Source organism: Pseudomonas sp. WS 5410 (assembly GCF_012985645.1).
GTDB classification, from domain to species: Bacteria; Pseudomonadota; Gammaproteobacteria; order Pseudomonadales; family Pseudomonadaceae; genus Aquipseudomonas; species Aquipseudomonas shahriarae.
The window spans coordinates 54,189-67,050 of the sequence record NZ_JAAQWS010000009.1 but is presented as its reverse complement, the minus strand read 5'-3'; the positions used below and the strand labels follow the sequence as shown (position 1 = coordinate 67,050).

Sequence of the window (12,862 nt, the reverse complement as noted above, 5' to 3'; positions counted from 1 at the left end):
ATCAGCGGGTGATACCGCGAGTCGATGCCTGGATCGAATCGCGGAAGATGGCAACTTCTGGAAACAGCGCCGCCGGCTCGGCCAGCTCGGCCAGCGCCTGGTCAACCGTCAGCCCCTGGCGATACACCACTTTGTAAGCGCGGCGCAGGGCGTGGATGGCATCTTCGCTGAAACCACGTCGGCGCATGCCTTCGAAGTTCATGCTGCGGGCTTCGGCAGGGTTGCCAAAAACCGTGACGAACGCCGGTACATCCTTGCCAATAGCGGTACCCATGCCGGAAAAGCTATGGGCACCAATATGACAGTACTGATGCACCAGGGTGAAACCGGAAAGAATCGCCCAGTCGTCAACGTGCACATGGCCGGCCAGCGCAGTGTTATTGACGAGGATGCAGTGGTTGCCGATCACACTGTCGTGACCGATATGGGCGTAGGCCATCACCAGATTGTGATCACCCAGGGTCGTTTCCGCCCGATCCTGCACTGTGCCACGATGAATGGTCACGCCTTCACGAATGATGTTGTGATCACCGATTACCAGGCGGGTTTCCTCACCCTTGTACTTCATGTCCGGCGTATCTTCGCCTACCGAGGAGAACTGGTAGATGCGGTTGTGTTTGCCAATGCGGGTCGGACCCTTGAGGATCACGTGCGGCCCGATGACAGTCCCCTCGCCGATTTCCACACCTGCGCCGATGATCGACCAGGGGCCGACCTCAACGTCGGCGGCCAGCACGGCCGTCGGATCGATGATTGCGCGAGGGTCAATCAAACTCATAGTTTGCGTTCCGCACAGATGATTTCGGCGGAACACACAGGCTTGCCGTCAACGGAGGCCTGGCATTCGAATTTCCAGATCTGGCGCTTGCAGCTCACGAACTTGGCTTCCAGGATCAACTGGTCACCTGGGGTGACCGGGTTGCGGAAGCGCAGCTTGTCGGAGCCCACGAAATAGTAAAGCGTGCCATCGGCAGGCTTGAGGTCGAGCATTTTAAAACCGAGGATACCAGCGGCCTGGGCCATTGCCTCAATGATCAACACGCCCGGCATGATCGGATGCGCGGGAAAGTGACCGTTGAAGAATGGTTCGTTGATGCTGACATTCTTGTAGGCACGAATGCGCTTTTCCTCAACATTCAGTTCCACTACACGGTCCACCAGCAGGAACGGGTAACGGTGAGGCAGGTATTCGCGAATCTCGTTGATGTCCATCATTTCGGGGGGAAGCCTGTAATAAAGATTGGGAGCGCGCGGACTAAGGCACGCCCCTCTAGCAAATCAAGAAGGCAGTCTAGCTGCTGTGCACACTTGATATGGAAATGGTATCAGCCATCTGATGAAACATTACTGCCAGGGGTCACGTCCCCAACACGCTTTTCCAGATGTTTCAGGCGCCGCGCCATGTCGTCGAGCTGCCTTAAACGGGCCGCGCTCTTGCGCCACTCGGCCGCGGGTTGCATCGCTGTACCGGAAGAGTAGGCCCCTGGCTCGGTAATCGAGTGGGTCACCATGGTCATGCCGGTAATGAATACGTTGTCGCAGATTTCAATATGGCCCACCAAGCCGACACCGCCGGCCAGCATGCAATGCTTGCCGATCTTGGTGCTGCCAGAGATACCGACACACGCAGCCATGGCCGTGTGATCGCCAATCTGTACGTTGTGGGCGATCTGGATCTGGTTGTCCAGCTTCACACCATTGCCAATCACGGTATCGGCCAGGGCCCCGCGATCGACGGCAGTGTTGACGCCAATCTCCACATCATCACCGATCAGCACACCGCCGACCTGGGCGATCTTCTGCCAGATGCCCTTCTCGTTGGCGAAGCCAAAGCCTTCGCCGCCGATCACGGCCCCCGACTGAATCACCACTCGCTGCCCGATACGCACATCGTGGTACAGGGTCACGCGCGGGGCGAGCCAGCCACCTGCACCGACTTCACTGCGGGCACCGATAAAGCAATGGGCTCCGACAGTCACACCGGCGCCAATGCGCGCACCACTCTCGATCACCACAAACGCCCCGATGCTCGCCGCAGGATCTACCTGAGCATCATCGGCGATGACAGCAGAAGGATGGATACCAGGAGCCGCTTTGGGTTTCGGATCGAACAGGTGCGACACCCGCGCGTAAGCCGCGTAAGGGTCAGCCACCACCAGCGCATCCCCGGCAAACGTCTCGGCGTCAGCGGCCTTCAGCAATACAGCTGCAGCCTGGCTGTCGCCCAGGTATTTACGGTATTGGGGATTTGCGAGGAAGCTCAACTGAGCTGGGCCAGCCTCCTGCAAGGTGGCTAGCCCAGTGATTTCCTTCTCCGGGGAGCCACGCAAGGTAGCCCCCAGGAACTCGGCCAATTGACCGAGTTTGATAGTCGCGGTCATGGCTTACTTCAGCTGGTTCATGCGCTCGATCACCTGGCGGGTGATGTCGTATTGAGGCTTGACGTCAATCACGGCGCCACGCTCGAAGACCAGGTCAAAGGCACCTTTCTTGATGACTTCTTCCACGGCGCTGTCGAGTTTTGGCTTCAGTTGCTTGAGCATTTCACGGTCAGCAACAGCCTTGGCTTCGTTCAACTCCTTGGACTGGAACTGATAGTCACGGGCCTTTTGCTTGAACTCAAGCTCCAGACGCTCGCGCTCGCCTTGCTGCATTTTATCGCCACCGGCGACCAGACGATCCTGGATGCCCTTGGCGCTGCTTTCCAGGGTCTTGAGCTTGGTCAGTTGCGGACCAAATTTCTTCTCGGCATCCACGGCGTACTTCTTGGCCGCATCGGATTCCAGCAGAGCCATCTGATAGTTCAGGACGGCGATTTTCATTTCGGCAAACGCCGGGGTCGCTACCAGCACAGTTGCCAGAAGAACCAATTGAGTCAACTTACGCACGATGCACTCCTACAGAATCCGTTGTCGTTATCTTGGGTCGGACGCTTAGAACGTCTGGCCGAGGGAAAATTGGAAAATCTGGGTTTCAGCGTTATCCGGTTTCTTGACTGGCATCGCCAAGGCGAAGCTCAGCGGACCCAGGGCAGTAATCCAGGTCACACCCACACCCACGGAACTGGCCAGATTGCTCAAGCTGACGTCGTTGCACTGGGTGTTGGACTTCAAGCCGCTTGGGTTACGGATCTGCTCGCACTTGGAGTCGAATACGTTACCCACATCCCAAAAGACCGAGGTCCGCAGGGAACGCTGGTCCTTGACGAACGGCAGCGGGAACAGAATTTCAGCACCACCTTGAATCAGCACGTTACCACCGAATGGCAGCGGATCATTGTCCGAGTCACGCACGGTGCCGACGTTACCGGTTTCGGCAACACCACGGCTTGGCGTACCACGCGGACCCAGGGTGCTGTCCTTGAAGCCACGTACCGAGTTGAAACCACCGGCGTAGTAGTTCTCGTAGAACGGCAGGCCATCGGTCGAACCGTAGCCATCACCATAGCCCAATTCCGTGTGCAGGCGCATGGTGTAGTTATCGCTCAACGGCGTGAACAACTGGCCACGGTAGTCGAGTTTGAAGAACGACAGGTCGCTACCTGGGGTGGTGGCTTCCAGGGTCAGGCTCTGGGAATGACCACGGGTCGCCAGCACGCCTTTGTTCAGGGTAGACTCGGACCAACCGGCCGAGGCCTTGAAGTTGAGGAACTTGTCACCTTCACGACGGGTGAAGTCGAAGATCTCGTCCACGGTGTAGACACCGGTCTTGATCTCATCCTGCTGCGCGGTCAGGCCGAAGGTCAGACGCGAAGTCTCACTGATCGGGTAGCCCACGTTGACACCGGCACCCAGGCTGTCGATCGCATAGCTTGCAACGTCGACGTCGAGGTCTTTGTAGTCGGTGGTGCGGTAGAAAGCGTTGTAGCCCAGGCTCACACCATCAGCAGTCCAGTAGGGGTCCACATAACCGAAGTTGTAGCGGCTCTGGTATTCACTGCGGGTCAGGCCGATGGAAACCTTGTTACCAGTACCCAGGAAGTTGTTCTGGGTGATCGAGCCACCAAGGATCAGGCCTGCACTCTGTGCAAAACCGACACTGGCGGTGATCGAGCCGGAGGCTTGTTCTTCCACGGCGTAGTTCACGTCGACCTGGTCATCCACACCCGGTACGGCCGGGGTTTCGACGTTGACTTCCTTGAAGAAGCCCAGGCGCTCAAGACGGGTCTTGGACTGGTCAATCAGGTAGGTCGAAGCCCAGCCACCTTCCATCTGACGCATTTCACGACGCAGCACTTCGTCCTCGGACTTGGTGTTGCCACGGAAGTTGATGCGGTTGACGTAGGCACGCTTGCCTGGATCGACGACAAAGGTGATGTCCACAGTGTGGTCATCATCGTGTGGGGTCGGCACGCCGTTGACGTTGGCGAAGGTATAGCCTTCGTTACCCAGGCGACGGGTGATCAGCTCGGAAGTCGTGGTCATCAGCTTGCGCGAGAACACCTGGTCCTTCTGGACCAGCAGCAGGGACTTGACCTGGTCTTCAGGCACTTTCAGGTCGCCGCTGAGCTTCACGTCACGAACGCGGTACTTCTCGCCTTCGTTGACGTTGACGGTGATGTACACGTGTTTCTTGTCCGGGGTAATGGACACCTGGGTCGAAGCGATATCCATGTTGATATAGCCACGGTCCAGGTAGTAGGAACGCAGGCGCTCCAGGTCACCGGAGAGTTTTTCACGGGCGTACTTGTCGTCGTTCTTGAAGAACGACAGCCAGTTGGTGGTCTTGAGTTCGAACAGGTCGATCAGGTCGTCGTCGGCGAACTTGGTGTTACCCACCACGTTGATGTGCTGGATCGCCGCCACAGTGCCTTCGTTGATGTTGACCTTCAGGCCGACACGGTTGCGCGGCTGCGGCACCACTTCGGTTTCCACGGAAGCGGAGTAACGGCCCTGGGCAACGTATTGACGTTGCAGCTCGTTACGCACGCCTTCGAGGGTGGCACGCTGGAAGATCTCGCCTTCGGCCAGGCCGGACTGTTTGAGACCCTTCATCAAGTCTTCAGTGGAGATCGCCTTGTTACCTTCGATCTCGATACTGGCGACAGAAGGCCGCTCGACGACAGTGATGACCAGGACGTTGCCTTCACGACCCAGTTGGATATCTTGAAAGAAGCCGGTTTTGAACAGCGCACGAGTGGATTCCACCAGGCGACGGTCGTCAGCCTGTTCCCCAACGTTCAACGGCAAGGCGCCAAAGACGCTACCCGCGGAAACCCGCTGGAGGCCGTTGACGCGAATATCGGAGATGGTGAAGGACTCGGCGTGAACTTCGGCGATCATCAATACGGTGAGAACCGCAGTTAGCAGCAGACGTTTCATGAAGTCCTTTCTTATTCCAACTGGCAATAAACAAACTGCCGCAAAATGCGGCAGATTCGCAATTCAGCGAAGCGTTACAGACGTCCCAGATCGTTGACCAAGGCTAACAACATCACCCCGACCACCAAACTGATACCGATCTGTATCCCCCAACCCTGCACCCGATCCGACAAGGGGCGACCACGCACCCACTCGACGAGATAAAACAACAGATGCCCCCCATCCAATACTGGAATGGGCAACAAATTCAGAACTCCTAGGCTAATACTCAGATAAGCCAGGAAATTCAGGAAATCAGCAACGCCCGACTGGGCAGAAGCGCCCGCCACTTTAGCAATGGTTATCGGTCCACTCAAGTTTTTTACCGAGAGCTCGCCGAACAACATTTTCTTCAGCGAATCGAGGGTCAGCACACTCATGGTCCAAGTGCGTCTTGCACCTTCGCCAATTGCAGCCAACGGCCCGAAGCTGACCTCCCGCACCATCGATGGCGGCCATTCGACACCTTTGACCCCGGCACCCAGGTATCCGCCGGCTGCCTTGGCCTCTCCACGCACCGCGAGGGTAACAGGGACGTCGATTTGAGCACCGTCGCGCTCAACTTTCAGCACAATTTTCGTATCAGGACGTACACGAACCAGATCGACCACTTGCTGCCAGTCACCTAGCACCTGACCATCCAGGGCCAGCAAACGATCACCGGTCTTCAGGCCGGCGGCCTGGGCCGGCCCCTTCGGATCGAGCTCAGCCAACACCGGCGGCAGTGCCGGGCGCCATGGACGAATGCCGAGGGACTTGATCGGATCAGGCTCATCAGCGCCCTTGAGCCACTTGTCCAGGACCAGCTCGCGCGGTGTCTCGGCCGTGGAGCCCTGCTCGCGCACCACCAGTTGTACGGTGCCGCTCTCACCCAGGCGGCGAACCAACTGCAGATTGACCGCCCCCCAGCCTGTAGTAGGCTCGCCATCAATAGCAACAATTTCCTGCCCGGCGCTCAAACCGGCCTTGGCGGCGATGCTGCCCGCCTCCACCGCACCGATGACCGGCCGCACTTGCTGGCTGCCCAGCATTGCCAGGACCCAGAAGAACACCATGGCCAGCAGGAAGTTGGCGATCGGGCCGGCAGCCACGATAGCGATCCGCTGACGAACGGTCTTGCGATTGAAAGATTGATCCAACTGATCAGCCGGCACTTCGCCTTCGCGCTCGTCGAGCATCTTGACGTAGCCACCCAGGGGAATAGCGGCAATCACGAATTCGGTGCCCTTGCGGTCGTGCCAGCGCAGCAGCGGCATGCCAAAACCCACGGAAAAACGCAGGACTTTGACGCCACAACGGCGCGCCACCCAGAAATGACCGAATTCGTGGAAAGTGACCAGCACACCCAGAGCAACCAGGGTGCCGATAATCATGTAGAGCGCACTCATCTAATCTCTCCGCATTCCAATCCAGCGCCTGCCGACTAACCTGCGTGGCGTTTCAACCATTGCTCGGCCAAGACCCGGGCCTTGGCATCCGCCTCGAACACGGCGCCCAAATCATTCACGGCAACCACCGGCTCAAGGCTCAAAATTTCCTCGATGATACTCGCGATCTGTGGAAAGCGGATGCGCCGATCAAGAAACGCAGCAACCGCGACCTCATTCGCCGCATTGAGCATCGCCGGAGCGCTGTTGCCCGCCTCTGCCGCCTCACGTGCCAGGCGCAGGCAAGGGAAGCGCTGATCATCCGGTGCTTCGAAATCCAGGCGGGCAATAGCAAACAGGTCCAGGGGCGCCACACCCGAGTCAATCCGCTCTGGCCATGCCAGGGCATTGGCAATCGGCGTGCGCATGTCCGGGTTACCCAACTGGGCCAGCACCGAGCCATCCACGTAGTCGACCAGGGAATGAATCACGCTTTGCGGATGAATCACCACTTCGACCTGATCGGCGCGGGCATCAAACAACCAGCAGGCTTCGATCAGTTCCAGGCCCTTGTTCATCATGCTGGCCGAATCCACCGAGATCTTGCGCCCCATCGACCAATTGGGATGAGCGCAAGCCTGATCGGGAGAGACGTGCTCCAGCTCGGCCAGCGGCGTCTGACGGAACGGGCCGCCAGAGGCTGTCAGCAGGATACGCCGTACGCCGACCTGACTCAGGCCGCGGGCAAAATCGCCCGGCATGCACTGAAAAATCGCGTTGTGTTCGCTGTCCAGCGGTAACAGTACCGCTGCGCTCTTGCGCACGGCCTGCATAAACAGCGCGCCGGACATGACCAGCGCTTCTTTATTGGCCAACAGGATCTTTTTGCCAGCATCCACCGCTGCGAGGGTTGGACGCAAACCCGCGGCGCCGACAATAGCAGCGACCACGGTATCCACTTCAGAGGCAGCGGATACCTGGCACAAGCCCTCCTCACCGACCAACACCTGGGTCGACAGACCCGCAGCCCGCAGATCGTCCTGCAAACCACGGGCAGCGGTCCCATCCGGCACGACTGCGAACTGCGGCCGGTGCCGCACGCACAGCGCCAACAGCTCGCTCAAGCGACTGAAGCCGGTCAGGGCAAATACCTGGTAGCGCTCAGGGTGACGGGCAATCACATCCAGCGTGCTCAATCCGACCGAGCCGGTTGCCCCCAGCACGGTTACCTGCTGCAGGCGGCTCACGAAGCGGCCATCCACAACAATACGGCAAACACCGGGATCGCCGCCGTCAGGCTGTCGATGCGGTCCAGCACACCGCCATGGCCCGGCAGCAGGTTACTGCTGTCCTTGATGCCAGCCTGGCGCTTGAACATGCTTTCGGTGAGGTCGCCGACCACCGAGATCAGTACGACCACCGCCGCGCCCATCAGGGCCAGGAGGATTTGTTTGCCCCCCCAATCACGCATAACGCCAACAACCAGGGTAATCAACAACGTCAGGGCCAGCCCGCCGTATACCCCTTCCCAGCTCTTGCCGGGGCTGACCGCCGGGGCCAGCTTGCGCTTGCCAAAGGCACGGCCGGAGAAGTACGCACCGATATCCGCGCCCCAGACCAGGACCATCACCGCCATGATCAACCAGTTGCCCAGGGCCATATGCTTGATATAGACCAGGCCCTGCCAGGCCGGCAGCAGGATCAGCAGGCCGATCACCAGCTTGCAGGCGACGCTGGACCACTTGCTGCTGGTCCGCGGATAGGTCAATACGAGGAATGTCGCCAACGCCCACCACAGCACCGCCGCCCCGAGCACCCAGGGTGCGACATCCGGCAGGATGTACATCAGGAACAGCAACAACGCGACAACGGCGGCGTACACCACCCGCGGCAGTTGTTCGGCAAACCCTGCCAGGCGCGCCCATTCCCAGGCGCCCAGGGTCACGACCAGACCAATGAACAGCGCAAAGCCTGCGCCTTCGAGCAGGAAAAACCCGCACAGGGCGATCGGCAGCAGGATCAGTGCCGTGATGATTCGTTGTTTAAGCATTAAACCCGGGCTCCAGCTTCGATCTGCTCGCTCGTTTTACCGAAGCGACGCTGACGGGAAGCGAAATCGGCCAGCGCATTACGCATGGCATCGTGTTTGAAGTCCGGCCAGAACAGGTCGGAGAAGTACAGCTCGGTATAGGCCAACTGCCACAACAGGAAGTTGCTGATGCGGTGCTCGCCACCAGTACGGATGCACAGGTCCGGCAACGGCAGGTCGCCGGTCACTAGACAGGTTTGCAACAACTCGGGCGTGATGTCTTCCGGCCGCAGATGACCGGCCTGCACTTCACGCGCCAGGCGCTGGGCGGCCTGAGCAATGTCCCACTGCCCGCCATAGTTGGCGGCGATTTGCAGGACGAAGCGGTTGCTGCCAGCAGTGATAGCCTCAGCCTCACGCATGGCCGTCTGCAGTTCCGGATGGAACCGCGAGCGATCGCCGATGATACGCAGGCTGATGTTGTTGTCGTTCAGACGCTTGGCCTCACGACGCAAGGCCTTGAAGAACAGGTCCATCAAGGCGCTGACCTCTTCGGCCGGGCGCTGCCAGTTTTCACTGGAGAAGGCAAACAAGGTCAGCACCTCGACCTTGGCCTCGGCACACACCTCGATCACGGCCCGTACCGCATCGACACCCGCTTTATGCCCGGCGACACCCGGCATAAAGCGTTTTTTCGCCCAGCGATTATTCCCATCCATGATGATCGCGACATGGCGCGGCACCACAGAGGGCACAGTCTGCTTGGTCTTTTCCATGAAGGCGTCCTGACCCCTTATACGGCCATCAGGTCCTTTTCTTTCTCTTCCGTGGCCTTGGTGATCAGGGCCTCGGATTCCTTGGTCAACTTATCGATATCGGCGATTGCACGACGCTCTTCGTCTTCGCTGATTTCTTTGTCCTTGACCAGCTTCTTCAGGTCACCCAAGGCATCGCGACGGATGTTGCGCACGGCAACACGAGCATCTTCAGCTGCGCTGCGCGCCTGCTTGGTGAAGCCCTTGCGGGTTTCTTCGGTCAGGGCCGGCATGGAGATCAGCAGCAACTCACCCAGGTTGGTCGGGTTGAGGTTCAGGCCAGCGCTCTGGATAGCCTTGTCGACGGCAGCGAGCATGTTGCGCTCGAAGGCCACGACCTGCAGGGTGCGCGAGTCTTTTACGGTCACGTTGGCCACGCCGCTCAGCGGGGTGTCGGAGCCGTAGTAAGGCACCATCACGCTGCCCAGGATGCTTGGGTGGGCCTTGCCGGTACGAATCTGGCCAAACGCGTGGTTCAGAGACTCCAGGGATTTTTGCATACGCGCTTGGGCGTCTTTCTTGATTTCATTGATCATTGTTGGCCTTCCTCGATCAGAGTCCCTTCTGCGCCGCCGTGTACGATATTCAGCAGGGCGCCGGGCTTGTTCATGTTAAATACGCGCAGCGGCATCTTATGGTCGCGGCACAGGCAGATTGCCGTCAGGTCCATCACACCCAGCTTGCGATCCAGCACTTCATCATAAGTCAGATGATCGAACTTCTCGGCATGCGGGTCTTTGAATGGATCGGCAGTGTAGACACCATCGACCTTGGTGGCCTTGAGCACTACGTCGGCATCAATTTCGATGGCACGCAGGCAGGCAGCCGAGTCGGTGGTGAAGAACGGGTTGCCGGTACCGGCGGCAAAAATCACCACCTCTTTGGCATTCAGGTGGCGCATGGCTTTGCGGCGATCATAATGATCGGTCACACCCACCATGGAAATGGCCGACATCACGATGGCCGAGATGTTGGCACGCTCCAGGGCGTCGCGCATGGCCAGGGCGTTCATCACAGTGGCCAGCATGCCCATGTGGTCGCCAGTGACCCGATCCATGCCAGCAGCACTGAGCGCGGCGCCACGGAACAGGTTGCCACCACCGATCACCAGGCCGACCTGGACGCCGATACCGACCAGTTGGCCGACTTCCAGCGCCATGCGGTCAAGCACCTTGGGATCGATCCCGAACTCTTCCGAGCCCATCAGGGCCTCGCCGCTAAGCTTGAGTAGAATGCGTTTATAGCGAGCCTGATAACCACTGCCCTGCTGAGCCATTGCGAATCTCTCCTGCGGCGTATTTTTAAAAAATTCTTGGCGAGCCGTTTACGGCTTGCGTTCACTCTAGCTGGACGCTGTCACAGCGCCATCGGAACACGGCTTTGTAAGCCAGTTCCAAAGGGAAGCCAAATAAAATTGAGCATCCCATTTGAAAAGAGGCTGCGCGCGTGAGCGGGCAGCCTCTCTTGGGCGACAGTTGAAAACTGTCTTATTGCTTAGCGGCAGCCAGCTGGGCAGCAACTTCTTCAGCGAAGTTGTCGACCGGCTTCTCGATGCCGTCGCCTACTTTGAAGTAGGTGAAGGAAACGATTTCAGCACCGGCTTTCTTGGCCAGCTCGCCAACCTTGATTTCAGGGTTCTTGACGAACGCCTGCTCAACCAGGCTTGCTTCGGCCAGGAACTTGCTGATACGGCCTTTGACCATGTTCTCAACAATGTTTTCTGGCTTGCCTTTGATTTTTTCTTCGTTCAGCTGCAGGAACACAGCTTTTTCGCGCTCGATCGCTTCGGCAGAAACTTCCGAAGGCAGCAGGAACTCAGGGTTGCTGGCCGCTACGTGCATAGCGATGTCTTTGGCCAGTTCAACGTTGCCGCCCTTGAGGACAACTGCAACACCGATCTTGTTGCCGTGCAGGTAACCACCGACAACATCACCTTCAACGCGCACCAGACGACGGATGTTGACGTTTTCGCCAACCTTGCCGACCAGTACCAGACGATCAGCTTCTTGAGCGGCGATCAGCGGAGCGGCGTCAGTCAGTTTGTCGGCGAACGCTTTTTCAACGCTAGCAGCAACAAATGCCTTGAAGTCGTCCTGCAGAGCCAGGAAGTCGGTCTGCGAGTTCACTTCCAGCAGAACGGCAGATTTACCGTCTTCCTTCAGAGCGATAGCGCCTTCAGCAGCGACGTTGCCTGCTTTCTTGGCAGCCTTGATCGCGCCCGAAGCACGCATGTCATCAATGGCTTTTTCGATGTCGCCGTCAGCCTTTTCCAGGGCTTTCTTGCAATCCATCATGCCTTCGCCAGTACGCTCACGCAGTTCTTTAACCAACGCTGCAGTAATTGCTGCCATTTTCAAATTCCTCTTGGATAGGTTTTCAACCATTCCACCCGACTTGTACGGGCGTTCAATTCTTCCCGAACCACCCTTGTTAACCGCTGCACGTTACAGATGCTGTAGCTGTGCCGCTCACAAATGGTTTTCGAGGTGGCAAAAAGGGGGCCAAGCCCCCTTTTTGCTTACTGAGTCAACGCCAGGGCGTCAATTACTCAGCTGCAGCGACCGGTGCTTCTTCAGCAGCGAACTCTACGGTGCCGCCGCCAACATTGTTGCGGCCACGGATTACAGCGTCAGCCATCGAACCCATGTACAGCTGGATAGCGCGGATTGCGTCATCGTTGCCTGGGATGATGTAGTCAACGCCTTCCGGGCTGCTGTTGGTATCGACTACGCCGATAACCGGGATACCCAGCTTGTTGGCTTCGGTGATCGCGATGCGCTCGTGATCAACGTCGATAACGAACAGTGCGTCAGGCAGACCGCCCATGTCCTTGATACCACCCAGGGAACGATCGAGCTTTTCCAGGTCACGGGAGCGCATCAGCGCTTCTTTCTTGGTCAGCTTGGCGAAAGTACCGTCTTCGGCTTGCACTTCAAGGTCACGCAGACGCTTGATGGAAGCACGGATGGTTTTGAAGTTGGTCAGCATGCCGCCCAACCAGCGGTGATCGACGTACGGCGAACCGCAACGTGCTGCTTCTTCAGCAACGATCTTGCCAGCGGAACGCTTGGTGCCGACGAACAGAATCTTGTTTTTGCCCTGGGCCAGGCGCTCTACGAAAGTCAGAGCTTCGTTGAACATTGGCAGGGTTTTTTCAAGGTTGATAATGTGGATCTTGTTACGCGCGCCGAAAATGTATTTACCCATTTTCGGGTTCCAGTAACGGGTCTGGTGACCGAAGTGCACACCGGCCTTCAGCATATCGCGCATGTTGACTTGGGACATGATAGT

The 12,862-nt window shown here is 58.2% G+C and carries 13 protein-coding genes; all 13 read right to left on the bottom strand.

Annotated features, from left to right (window positions below):
- Nucleotide 1 precedes the first annotated feature (1 nt).
- Nucleotides 2–778 (bottom strand): acyl-ACP--UDP-N-acetylglucosamine O-acyltransferase, encoded by a 777-nt coding sequence (gene lpxA / locus HBO24_RS14995; protein WP_032858160.1) that lies wholly within the window; start codon nt 776–778, stop codon nt 2–4.
- Nucleotides 775–1,215, bottom strand: coding sequence for a 3-hydroxyacyl-ACP dehydratase FabZ (gene fabZ / locus HBO24_RS14990; RefSeq protein WP_029297270.1), 441 nt, complete (start codon nt 1,213–1,215; stop codon nt 775–777). Before fabZ ends, lpxA begins: the two co-directional genes overlap by 4 nt.
- Before the next feature lie 110 nt (nt 1,216–1,325).
- The gene (lpxD, locus tag HBO24_RS14985; RefSeq protein WP_170059941.1) at nt 1,326–2,381 is read right to left on the bottom strand and encodes a UDP-3-O-(3-hydroxymyristoyl)glucosamine N-acyltransferase; all 1,056 of its coding nucleotides are present in this window, start codon (nt 2,379–2,381) and stop codon (nt 1,326–1,328) included.
- A 3-nt stretch (nt 2,382–2,384) separates the two neighbouring features.
- On the bottom strand, nt 2,385–2,888 hold the full coding sequence (locus HBO24_RS14980; RefSeq protein WP_003219314.1) for an OmpH family outer membrane protein: 504 nt from the start codon (nt 2,886–2,888) through the stop codon (nt 2,385–2,387).
- A 45-nt stretch (nt 2,889–2,933) separates the two neighbouring features.
- Nucleotides 2,934–5,321, bottom strand: coding sequence for an outer membrane protein assembly factor BamA (gene bamA / locus HBO24_RS14975; protein WP_057958697.1), 2,388 nt, complete (start codon nt 5,319–5,321; stop codon nt 2,934–2,936).
- A 74-nt stretch (nt 5,322–5,395) separates the two neighbouring features.
- Nucleotides 5,396–6,748, bottom strand: a complete 1,353-nt coding sequence (gene rseP, locus HBO24_RS14970) for a sigma E protease regulator RseP (RefSeq protein WP_170059940.1) — start codon at nt 6,746–6,748, stop codon at nt 5,396–5,398.
- Nucleotides 6,749–6,783: 35 nt separating this feature from the next.
- Nucleotides 6,784–7,974: a 1-deoxy-D-xylulose-5-phosphate reductoisomerase gene (gene ispC, locus HBO24_RS14965; RefSeq protein WP_057958695.1), complete on the bottom strand. Its 1,191-nt coding sequence runs from the start codon at nt 7,972–7,974 to the stop codon at nt 6,784–6,786.
- The gene (locus tag HBO24_RS14960) at nt 7,971–8,777 is read right to left on the bottom strand and encodes a phosphatidate cytidylyltransferase (protein WP_057439903.1); all 807 of its coding nucleotides are present in this window, start codon (nt 8,775–8,777) and stop codon (nt 7,971–7,973) included. The genes ispC and HBO24_RS14960 overlap by 4 nt, the downstream gene beginning before the upstream one ends.
- A complete protein-coding gene (gene uppS / locus HBO24_RS14955) occupies nt 8,777–9,532 on the bottom strand; it encodes a polyprenyl diphosphate synthase (RefSeq protein ID WP_057439905.1) in 756 nt (251 codons plus the stop codon). Before uppS ends, HBO24_RS14960 begins: the two co-directional genes overlap by 1 nt.
- Nucleotides 9,533–9,549: 17 nt before the next feature.
- Complete coding sequence (frr, locus tag HBO24_RS14950) at nt 9,550–10,107, bottom strand: ribosome recycling factor (protein WP_057439907.1); 558 nt, start codon at nt 10,105–10,107, stop codon at nt 9,550–9,552.
- Entirely contained in the window at nt 10,104–10,847 is a 744-nt protein-coding gene (gene pyrH / locus HBO24_RS14945; RefSeq protein ID WP_003172271.1) for a UMP kinase, read from the bottom strand. Before pyrH ends, frr begins: the two co-directional genes overlap by 4 nt.
- Before the next feature lie 211 nt (nt 10,848–11,058).
- Nucleotides 11,059–11,922, bottom strand: coding sequence for a translation elongation factor Ts (gene tsf, locus HBO24_RS14940; protein ID WP_003172264.1), 864 nt, complete (start codon nt 11,920–11,922; stop codon nt 11,059–11,061).
- A 193-nt stretch (nt 11,923–12,115) separates the two neighbouring features.
- Nucleotides 12,116–12,856, bottom strand: a complete 741-nt coding sequence (gene rpsB / locus HBO24_RS14935) for a 30S ribosomal protein S2 (RefSeq protein ID WP_029297291.1) — start codon at nt 12,854–12,856, stop codon at nt 12,116–12,118.
- Nucleotides 12,857–12,862 lie beyond the last annotated feature (6 nt).

Bases quoted from the DNA above. Each gene is read 5' to 3' on its own strand.
- fabZ (WP_029297270.1), bottom strand. From the start codon at position 1,215: ATGATGGACATCAACGAGATTCGCGAATACCTGCCTCACCGTTACCCG.
- HBO24_RS14960 (WP_057439903.1), bottom strand. From the start codon at position 8,777: ATGCTTAAACAACGAATCATCACGGCACTGATCCTGCTGCCGATCGCC.
- uppS (WP_057439905.1), bottom strand. From the start codon at position 9,532: ATGGAAAAGACCAAGCAGACTGTGCCCTCTGTGGTGCCGCGCCATGTC.
- pyrH (WP_003172271.1), bottom strand. From the start codon at position 10,847: ATGGCTCAGCAGGGCAGTGGTTATCAGGCTCGCTATAAACGCATTCTA.
- tsf (WP_003172264.1), bottom strand. From the start codon at position 11,922: ATGGCAGCAATTACTGCAGCGTTGGTTAAAGAACTGCGTGAGCGTACT.
- frr (WP_057439907.1), bottom strand. From the start codon at position 10,107: ATGATCAATGAAATCAAGAAAGACGCCCAAGCGCGTATGCAAAAATCC.
- bamA (WP_057958697.1), bottom strand. From the start codon at position 5,321: ATGAAACGTCTGCTGCTAACTGCGGTTCTCACCGTATTGATGATCGCC.
- lpxD (WP_170059941.1), bottom strand. From the start codon at position 2,381: ATGACCGCGACTATCAAACTCGGTCAATTGGCCGAGTTCCTGGGGGCT.
- rpsB (WP_029297291.1), bottom strand. From the start codon at position 12,856: ATGTCCCAAGTCAACATGCGCGATATGCTGAAGGCCGGTGTGCACTTC.
- rseP (WP_170059940.1), bottom strand. From the start codon at position 6,748: ATGAGTGCGCTCTACATGATTATCGGCACCCTGGTTGCTCTGGGTGTG.
- lpxA (WP_032858160.1), bottom strand. From the start codon at position 778: ATGAGTTTGATTGACCCTCGCGCAATCATCGATCCGACGGCCGTGCTG.